This is a genomic window from Azospirillum baldaniorum, assembly GCF_003119195.2.
Lineage (GTDB): Bacteria > Pseudomonadota > Alphaproteobacteria > Azospirillales > Azospirillaceae > Azospirillum > Azospirillum baldaniorum.
In genome coordinates, this window is record NZ_CP022253.1 from 2,494,733 (window position 1) to 2,519,916 (window position 25,184).

Consider the following 25,184-nt stretch of genomic DNA (forward strand, 5'->3'; position numbering starts at 1 on the left):
CTACAGCGCTTTCACCGCCGTCAGCAGCCGCTCCACCTCCGCCTCGTCGTTGTAGTAATGTGGGGAGGCGCGGACGACCTCGGTCAGCCCACGGGCCTCCATGTCGAGCGGGGTCGAGGGCGCTGAGGACACCGACAGGTTGATCCCCTGGCCGCGCAGAGCGGATTTGATGGACCGCGGCTCATGGCCGTCCACCGTGAAGGTGACGATGGCGCAGCGCTCCGCCCCGAGATCGCGCACCGTCACGCCGGGAAGCGCGCCCAGACCGTGCCGCAGCCTGTCGGCCAGCGCGAAGGCGCGGTCGCGGATCGCCTCCAGCCCCCAGGACAGCGCATACTCCACCGCCACCCCCAGCCCGAGCCGGGCCGCAATGTTGCTCTCCCACAGCTCGAAGCGGCGGGCGTCGGGGCGCATGGTGTAGCGGTCCGGCCCTACCAGCGCGCCGCCGCTGTGGTCGAGCGTGTGCGGCTCGATGCGGTCGAGCCAGTCCTTGCGGACATAGAGAAAGCCGGTGCCCCGCGGCGCGCGCAGGAACTTGCGCCCGGTCGCCGACAGGAAGTCGCAGCCCAGCTCCTCGACGTCCACCGGCATCTGGCCCACCGTCTGGCAGGCGTCGAGCAGATAAGGAATGCCATGCCGCCGGGCGACGCGCCCGATGGCAGCCGCCGGGTTGACCAACCCGCCGTTGGTCGGAATGTGGGTGATGGCGATCAGCTTGACCGGACCCTTCCCCGGCTCCCCGATCATCGCCTCCAGCGCCGCGACGGAGGCCTGGCCGGTCTCGTCGCTGGGGATCACCTCGACCACCACGCCGGTGCGCCGGGAGGCCTGCAGGAAGGGAATCAGGTTGGCGGCGTATTCGGCGCGCGCCGTCAGGATGCGGTCGCCGGGCCGGAAGCCCTCCCCCGGCAGGACGGCCAGCGCGTTGAAGGCCATGCCCCAGGCCACGGTCGCGTTCTCCGCCAGGGCCACCTCCTCCCGCGAGCAGGCGAGCAGGCGGGCCACGGAGTCATAGACGCCCTCCAGCCGGTCGGCGGCGCGCTCGGCCGCCTCGTAGCCGCCGATTGTGGCCTCCAGCGCCAGATGCGCGGTCACGGCGTCCAGCACCGGCTGCGGCGGCAGGGCGGCCCCGGCGTTGTTGAAGTGGACGACGTGCCGGGTCCCCGGCGTCTCCGCGCGGGCGCGCGCGATGTCGATGGTCATGCGTTCTCCCCCTGCCCCGGTGTTTCCGGTGGTTGTTTCTCGCCGATGTGCACCGCCAACCAGACGGTCGGGGCGGTCGGATCGGTCCAGGCGACGCGGTGCCGCCGCCGGGCGGGGATCATCACCCAGTCGCCGGGTCCGAGCGCGCGCTCCGCCTCGCCTTCAAGCTGCAGCCGGGCCGCGCCCTGGACGACCAGCACGAACTCGTCCCAGTCCTGATCGTACCAGAAGCCGTTGGGGGACGCCTGACCGGTGGACAGGATGCGCTCGATGCGCACCGTGCCAGACGATGCCGCCGCTTCCGTCAATGTCGTGAAAATCTCGTCCGGCAGTGTACCGGACGACAGGCCCGCCAGCAGGTTGCCGGCCGGGACGCTCATCCCCAGAGTTCGGGGGCGGGCGGGAACAGGGTGCCGCCGTCGTAATGCAGGGCCGGCGTGCGGTCCTCGGCCAGCAGCAGCGGCCCGTCGAGGTCGACGTAGCGCGCGCCCTGGGCCAGCAGGACGGCCGGCGCCATGGCGAGCGAGGTGGCGACCATGCAGCCGACCATGATGTCGAAGCCGGACTCCTGCGCCGCCTGCTTCAGCAGCAGCGCCTCGGTCAGGCCGCCGGTCTTGTCCAGCTTGATGTTCACCACCCGGTAGATGCCCTTCAGCCGGTCGAGCGAGTCCAGCCCGTGGCAGGATTCGTCGGCGCCCAGCGGCACCGGGCAGTCGATGCCGCGCAGCGCCTCGTCCTCGCCGGCGGGCAGCGGCTGCTCGATCAGCTCCACCCCGAGATCGGCGAGCACCGGGGCGAAGCGGCGGAGCATCTCCAGAGTCCAGGCCTCGTTGGCGTCGACGATCAGGCGGGTGGTCGGGGCGGCCTCGCGCACCGCGCGCACGCGGTCGAGGTCGCCCTCCCCGGTCAGCTTCATCTTCAGCAGCGGATGGTCCGCCGCCCGCGCCTTGGCGGAGGCGGCCATCGCCGCGGGTTCGTCGACGCTCAGCGTGTAGCAGGTGGTCAGCTTCTTCGGCGCGTCGGGCAAGCCGGCGAGCCGCCACGCCGGTTTGCCCGCCTGTTTGGCCTCCAGGTCCCACAGCGCGCAGTCCAGCGCGTTGCGCGCGGCCCCCGGCGGCAGAAGGGCGCGCAGCCGCTCGCGGTCCAGCCCGTCCGCCACCACCCCGGCCAGGGACTCCAGCGTCTTGACCGTCTCGTGCAGCGACTCCCCGTAGCGGGCGTAGGGCACGCACTCCCCACGCCCCCGCTTGCAGGATTCGACCACCTCGGCGACCACGACCTCGGCCTCGGTCTTGGCGCCGCGCGATATGCGGAAGGTCCCCGCGATGGGGAAGGTATCGCGGCGGACGTAAAGACGGCGGGCGGTGGACGACATGAAACTCTCCAGCAACGCGGCGGACCCGAAGTGTAAGCAAACCCGCCGCGATGACCAGAGCAGGGTGCGAATGCCAGCCTTACCCGTGGAGCCCGGCCCCGTTCATTCCCGCACGCCCGTTCACGCCTGTGGTGACCGGTGTCTGCTGCTGGCGCGGGTCCGGGTCCTGCACGATCACCCCGTACCAGCCCAGCCCCTTGTAGGTCTCGTAGCCCGGCGTCAGCGCGTAGCCGTAGGTGCGCCCGGCCCCGTCGGCGTAATGGCCCATGCTCTCGCCGCTGCGGCGGAGCTGGACGGTCTCGCTGAGGATGCCACGCCCGTCGGACGAGGCGATCACCCGGTGCCGCGCGTCGAGCAGAAGGCAGCGCGAACGGGAACGCTCCTCCTCCTCAAGCCGGACACCCTGGACGACCGCGGCGGCCTGCGGCTCCCAGTCGAAGAAGATGCCCAGCACGCCGATCGGCTCGCCGTCCGCCTCGCCGCCGCGCCGGATCGCGGTGGCGTAGGTGGCGACCACCCGGTCCTCCAGACGGCCGTTGCGCGCCACGTCGCCCACCGTGAACTCGCCGCCGTTGCGCGTGGCCAGCGCCTGGCGGAACCACCCCTCGTCCCCCACGCGGGCGCCCTGGGCGCCGGGGTAGCGGCCGGGACGGCCGGTGGCGATCACCTCCCCCTTCAGGTCGGCGATCCACAGGTCGAGATAGACGGTGTAGGATTCCAGGATGACGCTCAGCCGGTGCGAGGCGTGCTGGCGGTTCACCTCCGTCGGGTCGGCGGCGCAGTCCACCACCGCGCTGTCGGTCGCCCACCAGCGCACGTCGCAGGACCGCTCGTACAGGTTCCGGTCGATGATCTCGATCATGTTCAGCGACAGGTCGGCCAGACGCCGCCCGTGCATCTCCTGCACCATGGCGCTGCCGGTGGTGGTCAGGTGATCGACGCGCGAGACGATCTCCGACCGCAGCTCCTTGGTGATGGTGTTCACCTGCTTGGAAATCTCGGAGACTTCGTTCGCCACCACCGCGAAGCCCCGCCCGGCGTCGCCGGCCCGCGACGCCTCGATCAGGGCGTTCATCGCCAGCATCTTGGTGCGGCGGGTGATGTCTTCGATCAAAGACACCTTCCGGGAGGCGACATCGAGGACGCCCCGGGAAAGCTCGAACAGTTCGTTTCCGGCCACACTCATCCCGAACACCTCTGTGAGTTTGGGTGGGATATCTTTTTAGACGTCTAACCATCAAACGCTGTGCCAAACGCCCTTTCGGAACCATCGGGACGCGCAAAGCCGCGGAACGCCTGTGTTTGCGGGCGGCGCTCCGGGTTCGACTTCAACGTTCTTGAGATGTCAGTTTCGAAATTGTGATGAATTCGGCGTCATATTGGAGTCCGAACAATCACACCCGGCACCGTCTTCGCTGCGCCGCACCCCGCGCATCGCGTGCGCCGCAACAAAAGCAACGGTTTCTCCTAAAAAATGAGACAAAAGGTCGCAGGACCCCTCACCGCCGCTCTGGCACTGCTTAGCATACAAGCAAATGACGGCCCGCTAATCAATGCCCGGCTTTTGAGCAAGCGCAATTTTTCGGGCAAAAGAGCCGAGATTGCACAAAATCGCGTCAGGCGACCTTGTGCATCTCATCGAGGAAAAGCTGCACCTCGCGGGTCAGGCGGTCGGCCTGGACGCTCATCCGCTCCGACGCGGCGAAGACCTCGTGGGCGGTGCCGCTGGTGCGTTCGGCGGCGGTGGTGACGTCCTGGATGTCCTCGGTGACGGCGCGGGTGCCGGCGGCGGCCTGATCCATGTTGCTGACGATCGAGCGGATCGCCGAGCCCTGCTGCCCGATGCCCGCGGCGATGCCGCCGGCGATCTGGTTGATGTCCTGGATGGTGTGGCCGATGCCGACGATGGAGGCGACCGCCACGTCGGTGGAGGACTGGATGCCGGCGATCTGCCCGGCGATGTCGCCGGTGGCCTTGGCGGTCTGGTCGGCCAGCCGCTTGACCTCCTGCGCCACCACGGCGAAGCCCTTGCCCGCCTCACCCGCACGGGCGGCCTCGATGGTGGCGTTCAAGGCCAGCAGATTGGTCTGGCTGGCGATGTCGTTGATCAGGGTAACCACCTCGCCCACCGTCTTGGCGGCCCCCGACAGGTCGGCGATCAGGGCGTTGGAGCGCTCGGCCTCGCCCGCCGCGTTGGCGGCGACCTTGGCGACCTCCTCCACCTGCCGGGCGATCTCCCGGATCGACGCCGACAGTTCCTCCGTCGCCACGGCGACGCTGCCGACCGAGGAGCCGGTCTGCGACGCGGCGGCGGCGACCGAGGAGGCCTTGCCGGTGGCGGTCTGGGCGTCGGTCTCCATGGTGCGGGCCGACATCTCCAGTTGGTGGGCGGTCCCGGACACCTGTTCGCAGACCGCGCGGATCTGGGTCTCGAAACGGTCGGTCACCCCGGCGAAGCCCTTCACCTTGACGGCGATGGCGTCGGTGGCGGTGTTGATCGTGCGCGACGCGTGCAGGAAGTTGCCCTGCATGCCCTTCAGCACGATCCGCCGGAAATACTTGTTGGCCGACACGTAGCTCATCGAGGCGGTGGCCTCGCGGATGAAGGCGTCGGTGCGGTCGATCGAGTCGTTCAGAGCGTGCATCAGCTCGCCGAGGTCGCCCTTTTCCCGCACATTGACAACCCGCGCCTCGAAGTCGCCGCGCGACACCGCCTGACAGACGGCCACCGCCTGCCCCACCGCGGCGCGGGCGCGCACCATGCACAGCATGACGCCGACCAGCGCGGCCAGCGCGGCGCCGCCGATCCCGATGCGCAGCGGCGCGCCGCCGACGTCCAGCGCATCGGTCACCAACAGCGCTGCGACGAGCAGCGCGGCGACCGCCCCGAGCGCGAACGCCTTAGAGAGAGAAGACGAATTCGTCATACCCGATCCCCTTCTCCGTCAGCAGCCCGACAACGGTGGCGAAGGCCTCGTTCATGCCCTGCTTGCGGTCTTCGTGGCGGTTTTCGATGTCCAGAAGCGTGCGGTAGAGCGGCACCACCTTGTCGATGGCGCCGCGGTCCGGCACCCGGCGCGACGAGTGGTAGCCGACGAGCCGACCGTTGACGTCGTAGCTGGGGGTGACGTGGGCGAAGACCCAGTAATGGTCGCCGTTGCGCGCCCGGTTCACGACGTAGGCGAAGATCTCCTGCCCCGCCCCCAGCGTGTCCCACAGCAGCTTGAACACGCAGCGCGGCATGTCCGGATGGCGGACGATGGAGTGCGGAGCGCCCATCAGCTCCGCCTCGCTGTAGCCGGCGACGCGCTGGAACACGCGGTTGGCGTAGGTGATCCGGCCCTTCAGGTCGGTCTTGGAAACGATGACCTCGTCGGCGTCGAAGAACCGCTCGACCCCGGTCAGCGTCCGGTCGCGGGGGCCGGGACTGAGAACGTCGCTGTGTGCCATGTGCCTGCGGTCGCGGGCCGAGAGCCCGGCGCCCCCTTATTGGTTCGCGGTCGGTTACAGGGCGTACATCTCCCCATCCGCGCGTTCCCGTCGGGCACTGGCGGACGCCGCAAAATAAAGACCATGCAGGTTATACAAAAGATTAAATTTGTTGCCGGACGGAAATATGATTCAGCTCAACCGTCCGCCCGACATCGCTCAACCCCCGACATCGCTCAACCGTTGACCGGACGCAATATTGTGCCGCGTCTCACTCCGGCGGCCTCACTCCGGCGGATAGGGAACGGTCAGCAGCCGGCCGATGGGCGGGTTCTCGACGATGGCCGTCATGCCGTCCGGCCAGCGCACCTCCAGCCGCTCCACCCCGCGGGCGCTGCCCAGCCCGAAATGGGCCACCGGCTCCATCTGGCAGAGATAGCCCGACCCGGCGCAGACGGACCGCACCTGCCGCCGCCCGTTGGCGATGCAGGTGACCACGGCGCCGCGCGCCGGCGCGCCGTAGGGGGTCAGCGGCAGCACGCGCAGCCACCCGTTGTGGTTCGCCGCCGTGCGGTAGAGCGACAGGGGCTGCGGCGATCCGCCGCCATGCCCGCCGCCCACCCCGTTGCCATGGGCGATCAGCAGTTCCAGCCGTCCGTCGCCGTCGATGTCGGCCACCGCCGCCCCGGTCCCCAGCCCCTTGGGCTCCAGCGCGTCACCGATTTCGATGGCCTGCCAACGGTCGTCGCGCCAGCCGAACAGGCGGTTGGGCTCGCCGTGCAGGTTGAAGAACAGCTCTTCATAGCCGTCGTTGTCGAAATCGGCGGCGATCACGCTGGACACCCGGCCCGGAAAGGACATCTCGGGGTCGGCCTCGTCCACGAAGCCGCCGCCGGAGCGCTGGACGAACAGGCGCTGCGGCCCCTCCCAGGCGCCGACCAGCAGCCCGAACCCGCCATAGCCCGGCCCGTCCACCGCGGTCACCGCCCGCCCGGCGAATCGCGAATCGGCGACCCCCCGCTCCTCGGCGATCTCTTCGTAAGTGCCGTCGCCCAGGTTGCGGAACAGGAAGTTCGGGCCACCCTCGTTGCAGGCGAACAGGTCGACGCGATCGGACAGGAACGGCAGGGCGAGCAGCCCGCGCCCGGCGCCGATCAGGTCGATGCCCGCATCCTCCGCCGCGTCCTCCAGCCGCCCGCGCCGGCTCAGCTCGAACAGGCGGAAGGGACCGCCGTCTGCCGCCACGACAAATCCGTAGCGGCCATGGCCGTGCCGGTCCATGGCGATCACCGACCGTCCGGCGACGCGGTTCGCCATGCCGGCGTTCTCCGGCTGGGCCAGCAGGTCGAGCCAGTGCTTGCCGAAGCAGGCGAACAGCCGGTCGCCCATCTCCTTCGGCCCGCTCGCCCGGTCGGAGTTCAGGACATACAGCTCCTCCCGCCCGTCGCCGTCCACGTCGGCGGCGGCGATGGCCACCGCGCAGCCCGAGGGGTCGGCCAGCAGCGGCCCGGCGATGTCCACCAGCCGGGAGCCGTCCCATTTGAGGATGAGGTTGTTGGTGGCGTAGCCCGTGACCACCAGTTCGAATGCCCCGTCACCGTCGACGTCGGTCACGGTGATGCCGTTGGACAGGCGCGGCTGGTTGCCGTCGATCAGCCGCGAGCATTCGAAGAACATCGGCCGCCACTCCCTCACTGCCGCGACACGGCCCGGGGAGGGTTTGGCCCGCGAAGGCCGGTCCCTGACGGGCTCTAATCCGTTGATACCTCTTCGAACGGCTGAGGTAAACCCGCACGGAAGTCCAGCCCGCCAGGGAACTGCGGCCTATGACCGCGCGGGAAGCGTCCCGAAGGGCATGAAAAATCCCGCCGCAGCGGGCCGGCTGCGGCGGGATCGGTTCACGGAGCGCAAGGACCCTCAGCGACGCTTCTTGACGCCGCCGTTGGTCAGGGCGCCGCCCGCGGCCATCTTGACCGCATCGGACTCGTCGCCGTCCTTGGCCGCCGGACGGTTCCCGGCCACCGCCAGCTTGGCGCTTTCCTTCAGAGCCTTGGCGGCCGCCTCGCGGGCCGGCAGCTCGATGTTCAGCTCCAGCGTCGAACAGTCGCCGCCGCGGTCCAGCTTCACCTCGACCTTGTTCTGGTCGATGTCGATGTACTTGGCGATGACCGCCAGCAGCTCCTGCTGGAGCATCGGCAGATAGTCCGGCCCGGTCCGCCCGGCGCGCTCGTGCGCCATGACGATCTGGAGGCGTTCCTTGGCCTGGACCGCCGACGCGCGGGGTGCGGAGCGGAAGAAGCTGAAGATGCTCATGCGGACCTCCGGAGGAGGCGGCTGAACAGGCCCTTTTTCTGCGGGGTGACGAAGCGGTGCTCGACATCCTCGCCCAGGAAGCGGGAGACCGAATCCAGATAGGCCTGGCCGGCGTTGGACGCCTCGTCGAGGATGACCGGCATGCCGACGTTGGAGGCGCGCAGCACAGCCTGGCTTTCCGGGATCACGCCGAGCAGCGGGATCGCCAGGATCTCCAGCACATCGTCGACCTTCAGCATCTCGCCGCGCTCCACCCGCTCCGGGTCGTAGCGGGTGAGGAGAAGCTGCTGGGTCACCGGCTCCAGCCCCTGCTCCGCCCGGCGCGAGCGCGAGGCCAGCACGCCGAGGATGCGGTCGCTGTCGCGGACCGAGGAGACTTCCGGGTTGGTCACGATCACCGCGTGGTCGGCGAAGTACAGCGCCATCAGCGCGCCCCGCTCGATGCCCGCCGGGCTGTCGCAGACGATGTAGTCGAAGTCCTTGGAGAGTTCGTTCAGAACCTTCTCCACGCCTTCGCGGGTCAGGGCGTCCTTGTCGCGGGTCTGCGAGGTCGGCAGGATCGACAGGTTGTCGATGCGCTTGTCCTTGATCAGCGCCTGGCTCAGCTTCGCTTCACCGTTGATGACGTTGATGAAGTCGAACACCACGCGCCGCTCGCAGCCCATGATGAGGTCGAGGTTGCGCAGCCCGACGTCGAAATCGATGACGACCGTCTTGAAGCCGCGCAAGGCGAGTCCGGTCGCGAAAGCGGCGGAGGAGGTCGTCTTGCCGACGCCGCCCTTGCCGGAAGTCATGACGATGATCTTGCCCAACGGAGCTTCTCCCACGTTCCTAAATGTTGCCGCCAAGGTCCGGTTACCGGGTTACGCAGATCAGGGCCTGTGCCGGGCACGCTTTGCGTGACACCGTCCTCGCACAGAGGGCCGTTCGACAGAAAGCGCTCAAAAGCGTCATCATTGGGGCTCCATGTGAAGATAGCCGTCGCGCAGGAAAATCTGCACCGGCTTCTTCAGCACGTCGTTCCCGAAATCCTCGCTGACGCGGTACAGCCCGGCCACCGAGACGACCTCGGCCTCCAGGCTGTGGCAGAAGATGCGCGCGTTGGTGTCGCCGGACACGCCGGCCAGCGCCCGGCCGCGCAGCGCGCCGTAGACATGGATGTTGCCGTCGGCCACCACCTCCGCGCCGGGGGAGACCGGGGCGGTGATGACCAGATCCGTCTTCTCGGCGTAGATCTGCTGGCCGGAGCGCACCGGCTCGGTCACCAGCAGCGCCGGCCGGTAGATCGGCTCGGGCGGCGGGGCGGGAATCGGGGCGGCGCCGGCCTGCGGGTCGGCGGGGGGTGCGGCGGACTCCAGCTTGGCGGCGCGGCCGGCGGGCATCGGCGTCAGCCCGGCGGCGAGCGCCCCCTCATGGACCGCGCGCGGCCCGCCCCGGAAGCCGACCGGCAGCAGGTACAGCGCGCGCAGGTTGGTCACCAGGGCGGCGATGTCGAAGCGCGGGGTGTCTTCCGTCAGCTCCTCGAAATCGAGGACGACGGGGGCGTTGCGGAAGAAGTTGGGCGCCTGCCGCACCTTGACGGCGAGCTGGGTGAAGAAGTCCGGCGACGCCGGATCATTCACCTTCAGCACCATCATGGTGAAGGAATTGCCCCGCAACTGGAACGGACCGTCCCGATCGGCACCCTGCCTGGCGCTGCTCACCGCTGCCATCCTGCTTGTGTTCCTGCCGAATCCGTGTCGTCCGCATGTCTGGGGCCATCGGCCAGGCACCAGGGCGGAAGGGTCAACCACCCGGGTTCTAGCGGCGCGGACCCCATCCGTTCAAGCCTTTCCCGGCGCCGATGGAGTGACAACCACCGGACACACGCGCCTTGGGCCGGAACAGGGGGTCCCCGTCCGGGCTGGAGGTCCATGTGTTGCGTCAGCGGAAGGTCTCACTACAAAGTATGGTAATGGAACTGGATTCGCCGGGCAAAGGGTTTTGCAGGCATATGCCCTTTTCGCGCTGCGGCATCTTTCCCTCCCCACAGCGCCCGCAAAGATGGTTTTCAAGCCTTCAACACACCTTCCTGTCGCGGCGGCGGCGGGTTCCCTCCGCCTCTGGCGGTAGTCCGTCGCCGCTGCGCTCCCACCTGCGACTCATCCACAACATCTTGTGTGAATCTTTTGCGATGCCCGCAATTCCGCCTGACCTTCGTCGCCGCGCGCCCTATGTTTGTGATGTGAGGTTCCTATTCTGACGAAGAGGTTCCGCTTGCACCCTGCTTCGTTCCCAAGCGTCCGAATGTCGCCGGCACCCCATGACGGGCGCAGCCGACGGGACGCACGCCTCGCACCGGCAAGCCAGACTCCGGCCATCCTGTTGCACAGCAGCATTGACGACCTCCCCCTTGCGGGAGGTTTTTTTGTGCCCGGAGCCGCCGCCCACCAACGTGACGTTAGGAGAGCGATATGGCCAAACGCCAGACCAAAGGCAGCGCCGTTTCAGCGTCCGAGTCGACGGTCCACCCACTGTTCCCCGCCGCCGGCTGGGACCCCGTGGGCGGCGACGACCGCCGCGACCAGAGCTATCTCCGCAAGGTCAAGCCCCAGAGCCCCAACCAGAAGAGGCTGATGGAGGCGATCAAGGACCATAACCTCGTTGTGGCGCTCGGCCCCGCCGGCACCGGCAAGACCTACTTGGCGATCTCCTCCGCGGTGGAGGCGCTGGAGGAGGGCAAGGTCGACCGCATCGTGCTGTCCCGCCCGGCCATCGAGGCGGGCGAGAGCATCGGCTATCTGCCGGGCGACATGCACGAGAAGATGGCCCCCTTCCTGCGCCCGCTCTACGACGCGCTGAGCGAGCGGCTGGGCGCCAAGCGCCTGCGCGCCCTGATGGCCGACGGCACCATCGAGATCGCGCCCGTCGGCTTCATGCGCGGGCGCACCCTGAACAACGCCTTCGTGGTGATCGACGAGGCGCAGAACTGCACCTACGCCCAGATCAAGATGCTGCTGACCCGCCTGGGCTGGCACTCCACCATGGTCCTGACCGGCGACCCCGACCAGACGGACCTGCTGGACAACCTGTCGGGTCTGGCCGACATCGCGCGCCGGCTGGAGGCGGTGGAGGGCATTTCCGTCGTCCGGCTGAGCGACACCGACATCGTCCGCCACCCCCTGGTCGCCAGCATGTTGACCGTGCTCTGACGCTACCGGCAAACGAAGGGCATCGACGCGCAACCACCCCACCGGTTCGCAACTGCGGGAGGCCTTCGGGCCTCCCCTTTCTTTTTCACGGCACCACGATCTTTCTCTTCCAAACTTTTGGACGGCGGCCCGCGACGTTTTCTCACCCTGGGTTGATCCGCCTTGACGACGATCAGATGCGCGGAGCAAAAGTAACAAAAAATTTAGCAGAATTTCCGGACGGTCGTCGCACCGCCCGGAACCGGCGCCGGTGTGCCGGACATAAGGAAGATTCCGGAGGAACGTCAGGTGTTCGAGCGCATCAGCATCAAGGGTAAGATCTCCGTCATCCTGGGCGTCGCGGCTGTCGGCCTCGCCCTGATCGCCGCCGTCAGCCTGTTCGGCCTGCGCGCCGAGATGATGAAGGACCGCCAGGACAAGACCCGCAGCGTGGTGGAGGTCGCGCACAGCCTCGTCGCCCATTACGAGGAGATGGAGCGCAAGGGCGCGCTGACCCGCGACGCCGCCCAGGCGGCGGCCAAGGACGCGCTGCGCCGGCTGCGCTACGCCGGTTCGGAATATTTCTTCGTCATCGACCGTGCGCAACGCATGATCATGCACCCCATCCGCCCGGAGATGGACGGGCAGGACCAGTCGCGCACCGCCGATCCGAACGGCAAGCTGCTGTTCGTCGAGATGACCCGCGTCGGCGTCGCGGCGGATGGCGGCTTCGTCGACTACCTGTGGCCGAAGCCGGGCCAGGCGGAACCGGTGCCGAAGATCTCCTACGTGCGCGGGTTCGAGCCCTGGGGCTGGCTGATCGGGTCGGGCATCTATGTGGACGACGTGGCCGCCGCCTTCCGCGAGGCCGCCCTGTTCCTCGGCGGGCTGGGGCTGCTGATCGCCCTGGTGGCGACGGGCATCGCCCTGCTGGTCAGCCGGGCCATCGTCCGCCCGCTGCACGCCATGACCGGGGTGATGCAGACGCTGGCCGGCGGCGACACGGCGGTAACGGTGTCCGGCACGCAGCGCGGCGACGAGATCGGCGTCATGGCCCGCACACTGGACATCTTCCGCAGCAACCAGATCGACCTGCAGCGCCATTGGGAGCGCCAGCAGGTGGAGCACCGCGTGACCGGGCAGCGCGCCCGCGCCTTGGAACGGCTGACCGAGCGGTTCGACGCCACGGTCAGCGCCATGGTCGGCACGGTCGGGCAGGCGGTGCAGGCGCTGGAGAACACGGCGCGCTCGCTGTCCGACACCGCCGATCGCAACATGCGCGAGGCGGCCTCGGTCGCCGGGGCGTCGCAGCAGGCGTCGGTGAACGTGCAGACCGTCGCCGCCGCCGCCGAGGAGTTGAGCAGCGCCATCGCGGAGATCGGCACCCAGGTCGCCACCTCCTCGCACATCTCGATGGAGGCGGTGACCGCCTCCCGCCAAGCCAGCGACCGCATCGACGGGCTGGGCCATGCCGCGCAGAAGATCAACGAGGTCGCCGACCTCATCACCAGCATCGCCAGCCAGACCAATCTGCTGGCGCTGAACGCCACCATCGAGGCGGCGCGGGCCGGCGAGATGGGCAAGGGCTTCGCCGTGGTGGCGGGCGAGGTGAAGAACCTCGCCGGCCAGACCGCCAAGGCGACGGAGGAGATCGCCGCCCAGATCAGCGAGGTGCAGCAGGCGTCCCACGGTGCCGTCACCGCCATCCGCGAGATCGCCGGGATCATCGCCCGCAGCGACGAGATCGGGACCTCCATCGCCGCCGCGGTCCAGCAGCAGGGTGCGGCGACCGGCGAAATCGCCCGCAGCGCCGGGGAGGCGGCGCAGGGCACGCGGCAGGTCTCCACCAGCATCGACGAGGTTTCGGCCTCCGCCCTGGAGACGGAGAAGGCCGCCAACAGCCTGCTCGACGCCGCGGAGAGCCTGGCGCAGCAGGCCGGGTCCTTGCGCGCCCTGGTGGACGCCTTCCTGGTCAATGTGGAGGCGATCAACAGCGCGGAGCTGGCCACCCTCTTCGCCCCAGCCGGCGAGGAGGTCTTCATGCCCTGGAACGACACGCTGGCCGTCGGGCAGGAGGACATCGACAACGACCACATGATCCTGGTCGCGCTGATCAACCGGGCGGCCCGGCGCATCCGGGGTGGCGAAGTGCCGCAGGCCATCGGGGCGGCCATCGACCAGCTCGTCGCCTATACGGTTCTGCATTTCGAGGAGGAGGAGCGGGTGATGCAGCGCTCGGGCTATCCCGAGTTCGTGCAGCACAAGGCGCAGCACGACGCCCTGCGCAAGCGCGTGGCCGAGTTGAAGCAGCGCTTCGCAGCCGGGGAGGCGCGGGTCGGCGACGACCTGCTGGCGCTGTTCCGCGATTGGCTGACCGGCCACATCCAGCGCTTCGACAAGCGCATCGGCAACCATCTCGCCCATTCGGGAGAGCCGGCGCGCAAGGCCGCGTGAGGAACGGGAAACAAGGCGGGGTTTGCAATGGAGATGAGATGTTAGCCGATGCTCTTGTGGAGATCGTTGCCCAGCTGCTGGCCAAGGCCACGGTCGACTTCGTTGTCTGGAAGCCCCGCCTGGCTTGGCTGCTCCTTGCTCTGTTGCCAAGCGGCATCGCCGCCGGGGTGGTTTATGCCGCCACTGGTACGTTGACCGGCACCGCGCTCGCTCTGATTGCGCTGGCGTCAGCCCCCGCGGCGGTGGCGCTCCGCTGGGCCGCGCGCCGCCTCTGGTGAGCGCGCGGCGCTTGCTCCTTGGGCAGATTGTCCTCTTGACCTGGACCGTGCGCCGCCCCATTCCAGTCGGTCATGAAAGCCCGACTCATCCGTATCGCCGCCGCCTCCGTCGTGGGGCTCGTGATCGCCGCCGGCATCGCCTGGTGGCAGGTCGACAACGCCTCCAGCACGGTGCAGAGCAGCGTGCCCATCGGCGGCCCCTTCACCCTGACCGACCAGGACGGGAGGACGGTCACCGACGCCGACTATCGCGGCAAGTATCTGCTGATCTACTTCGGCTACACCTATTGCCCCGACGTCTGCCCGACGGAGCTGGGCACGATGGCCCGCGCCATGGATCTGCTGGGCGTGCAGGCGGACAAGGTCCAGCCGATGTTCATCTCGGTCGACCCGGAGCGCGACACGGTGGCGCATCTGAAGGACTATGTCGGGCTGTTCCACCCCAATCTGGTCGGGCTGACCGGCACGCCGGAGCAGGTCAAGGCGGCGGCCAAGGCCTACCGGGTCTATTATGCCAAGGCGCCGCAGGAGGGCGGAAAACCGGAGGATTACTTGATGGATCACTCCAGTTTCCTTTACCTGATGGGCCCTGACGGACGCTTCCTGGGGGTCTATCCGGCGGGCACCACCGCCGACCGCGTGGCCCAGGATCTGGGCACCCGCATTGCCGGCTGACGGAAAACATGAGCGGAGCCGCGCCCTTTGACCCGGTAATACCAAGGTTTCGGCGCGGTTTTGTTGGGTTTTCAAGCACTTGTATTAAGGGTTTTGCGACTTGACAGGGTTGTGCCCTGTCCGTATGGTCTCGCCGCTTTCGCGTGGCTGCGAGACAACGGGGACAACGAAGCGACATGAGCGACGAAAAGCCCCCGCCGTCTCTGGCAGAGCTTGACGCCCGACTGAAGAAGGCGCGTGAAGGGAAGGAATCGCAGAGCGGTCCGGGGAAATATCACCGGCTGCCGCAGAGTCCTCTCGGCATCGCCTTTCGAATCGGGACCGAGCTGGTCGCTGCCATGATCGTTGGCGTCGGTGGCGGGCTTCTGCTCGACCGCTGGCTCGGAACGGCGCCCTGGGGATTGATCGTCATGTTCTTCCTCGGCGCGGCGGCCGGAATTCTGAATGTCTACCGGGCCATCACCGGGCTCGGATTAGCCCCCGGCTACCGCCGGGCCCGTGAGGATGACAACGAGCGCCCCAACGGCGACGCACACTGAGCGAGGACGACCTTGGATCCGCTGCACCAGTTCCAGATCAACCCGATCCTCCAGATCGTGATCGCCGGGTATGACGTGTCCTTCACGAACTCGGCCTTCTTCATGGTCGTGGCGGTCGCGCTGATCTACGCGCTGCTCGTCTTCGGCATGTCTGGCCGCGCCCTGGTTCCGGGCCGCCTGCAGTCCCTGGCCGAGATCTTCTACGAATTCGTCGCGAACATGGTTCGGGACAACGCCGGGCACGACGCCCGCCCGTACTTCCCGTTCGTCTTCGCGATCTTCATGTTCGTGCTGTTCGGCAACCTCGTCGGCATGATCCCGTTCACCTTCACCTTCACCAGCCACATCATCGTGACCTTCACGCTGGCGGCGACGGTGTTCGTGTTCGTGACCGTCCTGGCCCTGATGAAGCACGGCCTGCATTTCTTCAGCTTCTTCATGCCGCACGGCGCGCCGGTGCTGCTCGCCCCGATCCTCATCCCGATCGAGGTGATCTCCTACCTGATGCGTCCTGTCAGCCTGTCGATCCGACTGTTCGCCAACATGATGGCCGGTCACACCATGCTGAAGGTGTTCGCGGGTTTCACGGTTATGATGATCAGCGGTCTGGGCGCCGTCGGCTTCCTCGCCGGCCTCGTCCCGCTGGCCATCAACATCGCGCTGACCGGCTTCGAGTTCCTGGTCGCGTTCCTGCAAGCCTACGTCTTCTCGATCCTGACCTGCCTGTACATCCGCGACGCTCTGGAACTGCACTGAGCACCAGCGCCGACCCGGATTATCCCTTCACCGTTTTCACCACAGTTCACCCTTACCTAGAGGAATGAGTACCATGGAAGCTGAAGCCGCCAAGTACGTCGGTGCCGGTCTGGCCGTTATCGCCCTCGCCGGCGTCGGCCTGGGTATCGGCAACATCTTCTCGACCCTGATCGGTTCGATCGCCCGCAACCCGGCCGTCCAGCCGAAGGTCTTCCCGATCGGCATTCTGGGCTTCGCGCTGACGGAAGCCGTCGCGCTGTTCGCCCTGCTGATCGCCTTCCTGATCCTGTTCGCCTAAGGCCCGAGCGAACGTCATATTTCGCTCTGACGCGGCGCCGGGCTCTCGAAGTTTCGGCGCCGCATTCTTGCCTAGGGGGACCGATCCATGCCGAACCTGTTGGCCAAGCGACGGCTGGTCCGCTGGTCGGGTGCTGCGGGCGCCTCGCTCGCCACTCTGACCGTGCTTGCCGGTAACGTCCTGGCGGCGACGGCGGAGCACGCGCCGGAAGCCGCCCATGGCGGCGAACATGCCGCCGGCGGCCTGCCGCAGCTCAATCCCGCCACCTTCCCCACCCAGATCTTCTGGCTGGCGCTGACCTTCATCACCCTCTACTACCTCCTGTCCAAGAAAGCGCTGCCGCGCGTGGCCGAGGTTCTGGAGGAGCGCCAGGAGCGCATTTCGCGCGACCTGAGCAAGGCCGCTTCGCTCAAGGAAGAGGCCGAGGCCGCCATGGCCCAGGTCGACCAGTCCCTCGCCGGGGCCCGTTCCGAAGCCCAGGCCGTGATCGCCCAGGTGGCCGCCGAGATCGACGCGAACAACCACGCCCGTCAGGCCCAGTTGAACGCCGAGAACGCCGAGCGTCTGCGCAGCGCCGAAGCGAACATCGCCGCGGCCAAGGAGCAGGCGATCGCCAACGTCCGCTCCATCTCCGCCGACATCGCCCGTGACGTCGCCGGCCGCTTGGCCGGGCTGAACGTCGACGCGGCCCAGGCCGATGCGGCGGTCGCCGCCGTGATCGAGGAGCGCCGGTCATGAACACGCCTGAAATGTGGGTCGCCATCGCCTTCATCATCTTCGCCGCCCTGGTGTGGAAGAAGGCGGCTGGCGCGATCACCGGCCTTCTCGACGCCCGCGCCGAGAAGATCCGGGCGGAGCTGGACGAGGCCCAGCGCCTGCGTGAAGACGCCCAGGCGCTGCTCGCCAACTACCAGCGCCGTCAGCGCGACGCGCTGAAGGAGGCCGAGGCCATCATCGCCCACGCCCGCGAGGAGGCCGACCGCCTCCGCTCGCAGGCCGGCGCCGACCTCGAAGCCTCGCTGAAGCGCCGCGAGGCCCAGGCCATGGACCGCATCGCCCAGGCGGAAGCCGGGGCGCTGGCCGAAGTCCGCAACCTGACCGTCGATATCGCCATGGACGCCAGCCGCCGCATCCTGGAAACCGGCATCCAGCCGGCCCAGGCGGACAAGCTGATCGACCAGTCGATCGCCGAGCTGCCGAAGCACCTGCACTGAGATCGTTGCTCCACCGGCAACGGTCTTTCGAAAAACCCCGGCCTAGGCGCCGGGGTTTTTCTTTGGTGGAATGGTCCGGCAACCCGGAGCCCATTCCATGACCACGACCCAGCCGGCCACCGCCCTGCCCTCTTCCGCCTTCCCCAGCGTCTTCGTCTCGCACGGCGCGCCCACCCTCATCATCGAGGATTCGCCGGGCCGCCATTTCCTGGCCGGTCTGGGCACGCGGCTGGGCCGCCCGAGCGCGGTGATCGCGGTGTCGGCGCATTGGACGACCCAGACCCCGGCGATCAGCGGCGCCACGCAGCCGGACACCATCCACGACTTCTACGGCTTCCCCCGCGCCCTCTACGCGATGCGCTACGCCGCCCCCGGTGCCCCGGCGCTGGCCGACCGTGTGCGGGCGCTGACCGGCGCCACGGTGGACCCCGGCCAGGGGCTCGACCACGGCGCCTGGGTGCCGCTGATGCTGATGTATCCGGAGGCCGACATCCCGGTCGCCCAGCTCTCCGTCCAGCCAAGTGCCACCGCCGCCGAACACATCGCGCTGGGCCGCGCCCTGGCGCCCCTGCGGAAAGAGGGCGTGCTGATCCTGGGCAGCGGCGGCGCCGTCCACAATCTCGGCGACTTCCGCTTCGGCGAGCGCGACGTGGCCGGTTGGGCGGAGGACTTCGCCGGCTGGCTCGACGGGGTGCTGACGGCGGGCGACGAGGCGTCGCTGGCCGGCTGGAAGACCCTCTGCCCGCAGGCCAAGGCGGCGCATCCCACCGACGAGCATTTCCTGCCCCTGCCCGTGGCCTTCGGCGCCGCCGGAAGCGCGGTGCGGACGGAGCGGCTTCACACCGGGTTCGAGCATGGCAGCATCGGCATGCAAGCCTACGCCTTCCACGGCACGATCTGAGACGACGCCAGAGATGTTCAAAGGGAAGATGTTTAAAGGGGGCTGAACCTTACGCACTTGTCTGTTTGCGCCGTTGCCTCGCCAAGCTACAATCCGCGCCACCCGTCCGTGCACACGGAGGGGTTTCTGACAACGTCGGGCTTTTCCCGCCCGCAACCTTCGGCCGGATCTCGTGGCTTACGAACGACAGCGCGTACGGGACGTGGCGTGAAGCGGAACGGAACCCTGCCCCGGTCCGGCGACGCCCCCTCCCCCCTCGGTGCCCCGGCCCGCCCCGCGCGCTCCCTTCCGGGGCTCGGCCTTCTGCGCCGCCTGGACGAGCTGACGCTCGCCGCGCGCGTCGGGCTGGGCTTCGGCGTGGTCCTGGCTCTGGTCCTTCTGCTGGCGCTGATCGGCGTGGCCTCGCTCTACGGGGTCAGCCGCGAAGTCGGCACTTTCTCCGGCTACGCCGACGCCTCCCAGACCGCCGCCGACCTGGACATCGGGCTGCGCGACCTGGAGGTCTCGGTCCGCGATCATCTGGCCGAGGGCGACCAGCAGAGCCTGCTCGACGCCGGGCTGCGCCGCGACGGCCTGCTGGAACGGCTGACCGCCCTGGCCGGGATGGTGCAGGACGGTGCAGATCACCGATCGGTCGAAGACGCGCGCAAGGCGCTGGACGCCTACTGGAGCGGCTTCGAGGCGCTGGTCGCCCTGCGCGGCGAGCGCGCTCGGCTGACCGAGTCGGTGTTGGAACCCCAGATCTCCCAGATCCGCGCCGGGCTGGGCCGGCTGAAGGACGCGGGCGGCGTCGATTCGGCGGCGCTGGCCGGCGACGCGACCGTCGCCATCCTGATGATGCAGGACCATCTCGGCCGCTACGTGGCGCGGCGCGACGACCGCGACTCGCTGCGCATGCGCGCCGAATTGGGCAACGCCCGCGCCAAGCTGGCAGAGATGAACCGCTATCTCTGGGTCCCCGGCACCCGGCAGACCATCGACGAGGTGGAGGCGGCTCTGGCCGGCATCGATGGGGTGCTGGACAGCATCGAGGCCTCCCTGGTCGACGAGGACGGGCTGCGCGCCGAGCGGCTGACGCCCAACGCCGCCGTCGTCGCCACCCGCGCGGCGGAAATCCGCCAGCGCAACGATGCCGTGGCGGCCGAGCTGCGCGGCGGTCTGGCCGACCAGTCCTGGCGCACGGTGCGCATCGCCCTGTGGGCGGCGCTGGGGGTGACGCTGGCCGGTCTGGCGATGGTCTGGTTCGTCAACCGCCGGGTCGCCCGTCCGGTCGCCGGCATGGCCGCCGCCGTGACCTCGCTCGCCGCCGGACGGACCGACATCGCCCTGCCGCCGGACGAGGGGGCGGACGAGGTGGCCGCCATGGCCCGCGCCGTCCGCGTCCTGCGCGACAACACCGCGGAGATGGAGCGCCAGCGCCAGGAGGCCGCCGACCGGCACGGCCAGCTGCTGCGCGACAAGGAGCGCGCCGACGCCGCCAACGAGGCGAAGACCCATTTCCTGGTCAACATCGGGCAGGAGCTTCACGCCCCGCTCAACGAGATCGTCGCCTCCAGCCAGTCGCTGATGGGCGAGCTGCACCGGCTGGGCGCCGGGGAACTGGCGACCGACATCGAGCAGATCCAGTGGACCGGCGAGCAGATGCTGACCCTGGTCGATGCGATCCTCGACTACGCCCGGATCGAGGCCGGCAACATGGACGTCGTGCTGCAGGATTTCGACGTGCACCGGCTGCTGATCGAGGCGCGGGAGCGCACGCTGCCCGCCGCCGACCTCAACGGCAACGAGGTGACGCTCCAGGCGGAGGCCGCGGCGCTCGGCCAGATGTATTCGGATTTCGGCAAGGTCCGGCAGGCGCTTCTGAACCTGCTCGACAACGCTTGCAAGTTCACCCAGAGCGGCGCCGTCCGGCTGGCCGCCGAGCGGGTCGAGCGTGATGGCGAGCCTTGGCTGCGCTTCACCGTGACCGACAGCGGCAGCGGCTTCGCCACCAGCCAGACCGCCCGGCTGTTCCAGCCTTTCGTCCAGGGCGGCGGCGGCGGCGCCAAGCGCCGCGGTGCCGGGCTCGGCCTGACCCTGGTCGGCCATTACGCCGCCATGCTCGGCGGCGACATCGAGGTGGCGAGCGAGCCCGGTCAGGGCACCCGCGTCACGGTGGCCCTGCCCGCCTACTACCAGCCCCCGGCGGAGGAACGCCCGCTCCAGGTCGGCACCGCTGGTGCGGCCAAGCGTCCGCTGGTCACCGTCGCCCCCTTGCGCCCCGTCGCCCAGCTGGCCTCCTGAGCCCTGGAGCCGTCGGCCGTCAGGCCTCGCGCGGGCGGGCGGTGTCCTCCAGCGCTGCACCCTCGTCGGGCGGCAGGCCATACTTCATGCGGCGCATCTTCTCGGCGACTCGCGCGATCTCCTCGGGCGGCAGGATAACCGGCTCGCCGAGCAGATGGGCATGGAGATACTGGCGGGCCAGCGTCTCCACCTCCACCGCCAGCGCCAGCGCGCCCTTCGGCGTCTTGCCCAGCACGATCATGCCGTGATTGGCCAGCAGGCAGGCCAGCCGCCCCTCCAGCGCCGCCACGGCGTGGTCGGACAGCTCCTGCGAACCGAAGGTGGCGTAGGGCGCGCAGCGGATCGAATCGCCGCCGGCCAGCGCCACCATGTAATGGAAGCTGGGGATGCCCCGGCCATGAACGGCCAGCGCCGTGGCGAAGGTCGAATGGGTGTGCAGCACCACGTCCACGTCGGGCCGCGCCTTCAGGATGTCGCGGTGGAAGCGCCATTCCGACGAGGGCCGCCGCCGGCCGACATAGGTCCCGTCGAAGCCCATCTCCACGATGTCCTCGGGCGCCGTCTCGTCATAAGGCAGGCTGCTGGGCGTGATCAGGAAGCCGCCCTCCACCCGAACCGACAGGTTGCCCGACGAGCCCTGGTTGATGCCCGCCCCGTTCATGGCGAGGCAGGTGTCGATGATGGCGCGGCGCTGCGCCGGGTGGGACAGGCTGGTCATGGGCGGTGGTCTCGCTTGTGAAACAGTGCGCGCCTCCCGTACCCCTCTCCCGCCCCGGGAGAGGGAGGGACCCGCCGCAACGCGGCGGGAGGGTGAGGGTACAGCCGAGGATCTGCGTCTGGATTCTTGATTTTACCCTCACCCGGCCCTTCGGGCCACCCTCTCCCGGGACGGGAGAGGGGATCATGGACGCTCGGCGTCGGCCTTGCTCATCAGGTCCCAATGGCGAACCACCGCGTCGTAGCCGGCGGACAGGGCGCCCTGCCCGTCCGGGGTGAAGACGACCGCCAGGACCGGCTTCTCATGGCCACGGAAGGAGGCGAGTTGTCGCCCGGTGGCGGCATCCCACAGCCGGACACGCCGGTCGCCGCCCCCGCCGGACAGGAGGGTCCTGCCATCGGGTGCGACGGCGACGGAGGTGACGAAGCCCGTATGCCCGTAGAGCGTGCGCAGGAGCGCGCCGGCCTCCAGGTCCCACAGCCGCACCGTCTCGTCGCTCGACGCCGTGGCGGCCAGTCGCCCGTCGGGGGACAGGGCCAGACCGTTGACGCTGCCCTCATGCCCTTCCAGAACGGTCTTCTCCTGACCGGTCGCCGCGTCCCAGAGACGGATCTGGAAGTCGTAGCCGGCGGAGACCAGCCGCCCGCCGTCCGGGGTGTAAGCCACGGCGTTCACGTTGGCGCCATGCCCCTCCAGCACCCGCAGCGCGGCGCCGCTCTCCGGGTCCCAGACGCGGATGGCAAAGTCCCAGCCCGCGGAGGCGAAGCGGCGGCCGTCCGGCGCCACCGCCAAACCCGCCACGGTGCCGGTGTGGCCTTCGAAACGGCGCAGCGACCGGCCGCTCTCCATATCCCAGAGGAGGATGGCGGCATCCCGGCTGCCGGTCAGGGCGCGTTTGCCGTCCGGCAGGAAGGCCACGGCGGTGACGCCGGCGGCGTGCTCGTGAAAGGAGGCGATCTGGGAGCCGGAGGCGAGGTCCCAGAGGATGGCCGAATAGTCCCAGCTTCCGGTCAGGACGCGGGTTCCGTCGGGCGACACGGCGACGGCGTTGACCATGGCGCCATGGCCGATCAGGTCGGCGGCACGGGACAGCAGAGGGGCGGTGAGGACTGGCGCGGCCGCGGCCAGCGCGAGCAGCCGGCGACGGGTCCGGCACGGCGGATTCCCCGGATAACGCCCTCTTCCCATGCCCGAACCGCCTCCCGAAAAGGAAAAGACCGGCGGCCTCTCAGCCGCCGGTCAGGGGTAACAGGTATCAGCACCGGACGTTCTTAGCGCCCGGCTATTTCAGCGCCAGGTGTGCCCGCGGGCGACCGCGGGGTTGTTGGAGGTCCGGTTCGGCTCGTAGCTGCCGCCCTGGGGCAGGCTGTAGCCCGCCGCATGGTGGCGGAAGGGCGGAAGCGCGAGGCCGGTCGCCGCATCGACGGTCAGGGTGTTGACCATGAAGGCGGCGTTGCCGGCGGTCCCCGGCATCATGGCGGCGACCTTGTAGACGGCGGTGCCATCCTCCAGCGCCGCCTCGGTCACGCGCAGGACCTGCACGTTGTAGGTCTGCTCGACGATCCGCTTCACCTCGTCCGCCGGCTTGGCCGCCGGAGAGGCCGGGACGGAGGTTTGTGCGGCGGCCGGAGCGGCGAGCGCCCCGGCCAGCAGCAGGCTGATCAGGAAAGAACGCATGAATGGGATCCTCACTCGGCGGGCGCGCGGTGACGGCCGTGGTGATGGCCCCCATGACGGCCGGGAGTCTCGCCCGTCACCTCCTGAACCCACAGCGAATGGTGCTCGCGCGCCCACTGGAGTTCGACGTCGCCCGTGCCCATGGCGTCGAAGGCGCCTTCCATGCCGACCGAGCCGATGTAGATGTGCGCGATGATGACCGCGGTCAGCACCACCGCCACCGCGGCGTGGATCAGCTGGTAGAGCTGCATGTCGGCCATCGAGGCGAAGGAGAAGGGCCACAGGAGTTGCACGCCCGTGAAGCCCAGCGCCGCGCCGCCCAGCACCGTCGCCCAGAAGATCACCTTCTGGCCGGCGTTGAACTTCTTCGCCGCCGGATGCACGCCCTTGCTGAACAGGCCGCCGGCCTTCAACGCCCAGGTGATGTCGTTGCGCTCCGGGATGTTGTGCTTCACCCACATCACGAAGATGAGGACGATGCCCAGCATGAAGGCGAAACCCAGGTAGTTGTGGGCGAACTTGCCGTACTGGGTCATCGTGGCGAACGCCTCCGGCCCCAGCAGCGGCAGGACGGTGTAGCGCCCGTACAGCACGTTCAGCCCGGTGAAGGCCAGGATGACGAAGCTGCCGGCGGTCAGCCAGTGCACGCCCCGTTCGAAGGCGTTGAAGCGCTGGATGGTCCGGCCGGTCTTCTGGCCGTCGATCCGGATGCGCCCGCGCACCAGGAAGAACAGGACGAGCAGCCCGATCATGCCGCCCAGCGCCCAGCCGCCATAGGTGGACAGCGGGCCGTTGCGGACCGAGCGCCACAGCTCCCCTTCCGACTGCACCAGCACCCCGGCGCTCTTGTTGGGAATGGAGACGTAGCCCTGCTCGCCGGAGCGGATCCCGCGCCACATGTCGGTCTTGGAGGTGCCGTCCGCCGGCTGGCTGGCGACCGGCGGGAACGCCTCCGCCGCCGACGCGGCCGAGACGTTGGCCATGACCAGCGTCAGCGCCAGCATGGCGACGCCCAGCAGGACGATGTGCAGCGTCCTGCCGACCCCGCCCTTGGAATGATTCGACGTCATTGCGTCAGCCCTTCCCTTGAGAACCGCGCCAATCAGAAACGCTGGCCGGCCGAGCGCTGCTGGAGCGCCTGGACCTGATCCGCGGACAGAGGACTGTCCGCGGCGCCGCGGTAGACGCCCTTCTCCATATGGATCGGGCGCGCCTGCTCCTCCTCGTTGCACCCCGCCAGAAGCGGGGTGACGAGGAGAAGCGCCATCGCACAGACGGTGCGGCGGATCACGGTCACGACCCCGCCTTCATCTGATAGGCGGTGCCCCAGCCCCAGGCGCCGGACCCGAAGCCGCGGGCGACCACGCGCTCGCGGTAGATGTCCGACACCTTGTCGCCGTCGCCGGCCAGCAGGGCCTTGGTCGAGCACATCTCGGCACAGAGCGGCAGCTTGCCTTCGGCCAGACGGTTGCGGCCGTACTTCTTGTACTCCGCATCCGTGTTGTCGGCCTCCGGGCCGCCGGCGCAGAAGGTGCACTTGTCCATCTTGCCGCGGGTGCCGAAGTTTCCGGCCTGCGGGTACTGCGGGGCGCCGAACGGGCAGGCGTAGAAGCAGTAGCCGCAGCCGATGCACAGGTCCTTGTTGTGCAGGACCACGCCCTGCTCGGTCTGGTAGAAGCAGTCGACCGGGCAGACGGCCTTGCAGGGCGCGTCGGAGCAATGCATGCAGGCGACCGAGATCGACCGCTCACCCGGCTTGCCGTCGTTGATGGTGACGACGCGGCGGCGGTTGATGCCCCAGGGCACCTCGTGCTCGTTCTTGCAGGCGGTGACGCAGGCGTTGCATTCGATGCAGCGGTCCGCGTCGCAGAGGAATTTCATGCGGGCCATGGTGATGAACT

Annotated in this window: 27 protein-coding genes; 11 read left to right on the forward strand and 16 right to left on the reverse strand. The window is 68.8% G+C overall.

Annotation, left to right across the window (positions count from 1 at the left end):
* The 10 genes from Sp245p_RS11830 to minC all read right to left on the reverse strand — a co-directional run bounded on the left by Sp245p_RS11830 (nucleotide 1) and on the right by minC (nucleotide 10,032).
* Nucleotides 1–1,203, reverse strand: coding sequence for an aminotransferase class V-fold PLP-dependent enzyme (locus tag Sp245p_RS11830; RefSeq protein ID WP_014239748.1), 1,203 nt, complete (start codon nucleotides 1,201–1,203; stop codon nucleotides 1–3).
* Nucleotides 1,200–1,583 carry a cupin domain-containing protein gene (locus Sp245p_RS11835; protein ID WP_014239747.1) on the reverse strand — a complete coding sequence of 128 codons (384 nt, stop codon included), beginning with the start codon at nucleotides 1,581–1,583 and terminating at the stop codon, nucleotides 1,200–1,202. Before Sp245p_RS11835 ends, Sp245p_RS11830 begins: the two co-directional genes overlap by 4 nt.
* On the reverse strand, nucleotides 1,580–2,578 hold the full coding sequence (dgcA, locus tag Sp245p_RS11840) for an N-acetyl-D-Glu racemase DgcA (RefSeq protein WP_014239746.1): 999 nt from the start codon (nucleotides 2,576–2,578) through the stop codon (nucleotides 1,580–1,582). Before dgcA ends, Sp245p_RS11835 begins: the two co-directional genes overlap by 4 nt.
* 79 nt (nucleotides 2,579–2,657) lie before the next feature.
* Nucleotides 2,658–3,764, reverse strand: coding sequence for a methyl-accepting chemotaxis protein (locus Sp245p_RS11845; RefSeq protein WP_014239745.1), 1,107 nt, complete (start codon nucleotides 3,762–3,764; stop codon nucleotides 2,658–2,660).
* Between the two features lie 430 nt (nucleotides 3,765–4,194).
* Nucleotides 4,195–5,505: a methyl-accepting chemotaxis protein gene (locus Sp245p_RS36650; protein WP_014239743.1), complete on the reverse strand. Its 1,311-nt coding sequence runs from the start codon at nucleotides 5,503–5,505 to the stop codon at nucleotides 4,195–4,197.
* Nucleotides 5,480–6,028, reverse strand: coding sequence for a PAS domain-containing protein (locus tag Sp245p_RS11855; protein WP_014239742.1), 549 nt, complete (start codon nucleotides 6,026–6,028; stop codon nucleotides 5,480–5,482). Before Sp245p_RS11855 ends, Sp245p_RS36650 begins: the two co-directional genes overlap by 26 nt.
* Before the next feature lie 264 nt (nucleotides 6,029–6,292).
* Entirely contained in the window at nucleotides 6,293–7,684 is a 1,392-nt protein-coding gene (locus Sp245p_RS11860) for a CRTAC1 family protein (RefSeq protein WP_109138522.1), read from the reverse strand.
* A 240-nt stretch (nucleotides 7,685–7,924) separates the two neighbouring features.
* A complete protein-coding gene (gene minE / locus Sp245p_RS36525; protein ID WP_014239739.1) occupies nucleotides 7,925–8,320 on the reverse strand; it encodes a cell division topological specificity factor MinE in 396 nt (131 codons plus the stop codon).
* Complete coding sequence (gene minD / locus Sp245p_RS11870; RefSeq protein WP_014239738.1) at nucleotides 8,317–9,132, reverse strand: septum site-determining protein MinD; 816 nt, start codon at nucleotides 9,130–9,132, stop codon at nucleotides 8,317–8,319. Before minD ends, minE begins: the two co-directional genes overlap by 4 nt.
* A 141-nt stretch (nucleotides 9,133–9,273) precedes the next feature.
* Entirely contained in the window at nucleotides 9,274–10,032 is a 759-nt protein-coding gene (gene minC / locus Sp245p_RS11875; protein ID WP_041810944.1) for a septum site-determining protein MinC, read from the reverse strand.
* 741 nt (nucleotides 10,033–10,773) lie between these two features.
* Between minC and Sp245p_RS11880 the strand changes: the two genes are divergently transcribed.
* The 11 genes from Sp245p_RS11880 to Sp245p_RS11930 all read left to right on the forward strand — a co-directional run bounded on the left by Sp245p_RS11880 (nucleotide 10,774) and on the right by Sp245p_RS11930 (nucleotide 20,888).
* A complete protein-coding gene (locus Sp245p_RS11880) occupies nucleotides 10,774–11,511 on the forward strand; it encodes a PhoH family protein (RefSeq protein WP_014239734.1) in 738 nt (245 codons plus the stop codon).
* A 288-nt stretch (nucleotides 11,512–11,799) separates the two neighbouring features.
* Nucleotides 11,800–13,944 carry a bacteriohemerythrin gene (locus Sp245p_RS11885; RefSeq protein WP_014239733.1) on the forward strand — a complete coding sequence of 715 codons (2,145 nt, stop codon included), beginning with the start codon at nucleotides 11,800–11,802 and terminating at the stop codon, nucleotides 13,942–13,944.
* A 38-nt stretch (nucleotides 13,945–13,982) separates the two neighbouring features.
* Nucleotides 13,983–14,222: a hypothetical protein gene (locus Sp245p_RS11890; protein WP_014239732.1), complete on the forward strand. Its 240-nt coding sequence runs from the start codon at nucleotides 13,983–13,985 to the stop codon at nucleotides 14,220–14,222.
* Nucleotides 14,223–14,294: 72 nt separating this feature from the next.
* Nucleotides 14,295–14,897: an SCO family protein gene (locus Sp245p_RS11895; protein ID WP_014239731.1), complete on the forward strand. Its 603-nt coding sequence runs from the start codon at nucleotides 14,295–14,297 to the stop codon at nucleotides 14,895–14,897.
* Nucleotides 14,898–15,073: 176 nt separating this feature from the next.
* Nucleotides 15,074–15,436 carry an AtpZ/AtpI family protein gene (locus Sp245p_RS11900; RefSeq protein ID WP_014239729.1) on the forward strand — a complete coding sequence of 121 codons (363 nt, stop codon included), beginning with the start codon at nucleotides 15,074–15,076 and terminating at the stop codon, nucleotides 15,434–15,436.
* 12 nt (nucleotides 15,437–15,448) lie between these two features.
* Nucleotides 15,449–16,192, forward strand: coding sequence for a F0F1 ATP synthase subunit A (locus Sp245p_RS11905; RefSeq protein WP_014239728.1), 744 nt, complete (start codon nucleotides 15,449–15,451; stop codon nucleotides 16,190–16,192).
* Nucleotides 16,193–16,265: 73 nt separating this feature from the next.
* Nucleotides 16,266–16,490, forward strand: a complete 225-nt coding sequence (locus tag Sp245p_RS11910; protein ID WP_014239727.1) for an ATP synthase subunit C family protein — start codon at nucleotides 16,266–16,268, stop codon at nucleotides 16,488–16,490.
* A gap of 87 nt (nucleotides 16,491–16,577) precedes the next feature.
* Nucleotides 16,578–17,228 (forward strand): F0F1 ATP synthase subunit B family protein, encoded by a 651-nt coding sequence (locus Sp245p_RS11915; protein WP_014239726.1) that lies wholly within the window; start codon nucleotides 16,578–16,580, stop codon nucleotides 17,226–17,228.
* Complete coding sequence (locus Sp245p_RS11920; protein ID WP_041810942.1) at nucleotides 17,225–17,704, forward strand: F0F1 ATP synthase subunit B family protein; 480 nt, start codon at nucleotides 17,225–17,227, stop codon at nucleotides 17,702–17,704. Before Sp245p_RS11915 ends, Sp245p_RS11920 begins: the two co-directional genes overlap by 4 nt.
* A 97-nt stretch (nucleotides 17,705–17,801) precedes the next feature.
* Entirely contained in the window at nucleotides 17,802–18,605 is an 804-nt protein-coding gene (locus Sp245p_RS11925) for a DODA-type extradiol aromatic ring-opening family dioxygenase (RefSeq protein WP_014239724.1), read from the forward strand.
* 207 nt (nucleotides 18,606–18,812) lie between these two features.
* Nucleotides 18,813–20,888 carry a sensor histidine kinase gene (locus Sp245p_RS11930; RefSeq protein ID WP_014239723.1) on the forward strand — a complete coding sequence of 692 codons (2,076 nt, stop codon included), beginning with the start codon at nucleotides 18,813–18,815 and terminating at the stop codon, nucleotides 20,886–20,888.
* Nucleotides 20,889–20,907: 19 nt separating this feature from the next.
* Here the strand turns inward: Sp245p_RS11930 and Sp245p_RS11935 are convergent, their stop codons facing one another.
* The 6 genes from Sp245p_RS11935 to fdh3B all read right to left on the reverse strand — a co-directional run bounded on the left by Sp245p_RS11935 (nucleotide 20,908) and on the right by fdh3B (nucleotide 25,173).
* Nucleotides 20,908–21,606: a class II aldolase/adducin family protein gene (locus Sp245p_RS11935; RefSeq protein WP_014239722.1), complete on the reverse strand. Its 699-nt coding sequence runs from the start codon at nucleotides 21,604–21,606 to the stop codon at nucleotides 20,908–20,910.
* Nucleotides 21,607–21,789: 183 nt separating this feature from the next.
* Nucleotides 21,790–22,794: a WD40 repeat domain-containing protein gene (locus tag Sp245p_RS11940; RefSeq protein ID WP_014239720.1), complete on the reverse strand. Its 1,005-nt coding sequence runs from the start codon at nucleotides 22,792–22,794 to the stop codon at nucleotides 21,790–21,792.
* Nucleotides 22,795–22,893: 99 nt separating this feature from the next.
* Nucleotides 22,894–23,283 (reverse strand): hypothetical protein, encoded by a 390-nt coding sequence (locus Sp245p_RS11945; RefSeq protein WP_014239718.1) that lies wholly within the window; start codon nucleotides 23,281–23,283, stop codon nucleotides 22,894–22,896.
* 11 nt (nucleotides 23,284–23,294) lie between these two features.
* Nucleotides 23,295–24,353: a formate dehydrogenase subunit gamma gene (locus tag Sp245p_RS11950; RefSeq protein ID WP_014239717.1), complete on the reverse strand. Its 1,059-nt coding sequence runs from the start codon at nucleotides 24,351–24,353 to the stop codon at nucleotides 23,295–23,297.
* A 32-nt stretch (nucleotides 24,354–24,385) separates the two neighbouring features.
* On the reverse strand, nucleotides 24,386–24,580 hold the full coding sequence (locus tag Sp245p_RS11955) for a hypothetical protein (protein WP_014239716.1): 195 nt from the start codon (nucleotides 24,578–24,580) through the stop codon (nucleotides 24,386–24,388).
* Nucleotides 24,577–25,173 carry a formate dehydrogenase FDH3 subunit beta gene (fdh3B, locus tag Sp245p_RS11960; protein ID WP_014239715.1) on the reverse strand — a complete coding sequence of 199 codons (597 nt, stop codon included), beginning with the start codon at nucleotides 25,171–25,173 and terminating at the stop codon, nucleotides 24,577–24,579. The genes Sp245p_RS11955 and fdh3B overlap by 4 nt, the downstream gene beginning before the upstream one ends.
* Between the last annotated feature and the right edge of the window lie 11 nt (nucleotides 25,174–25,184).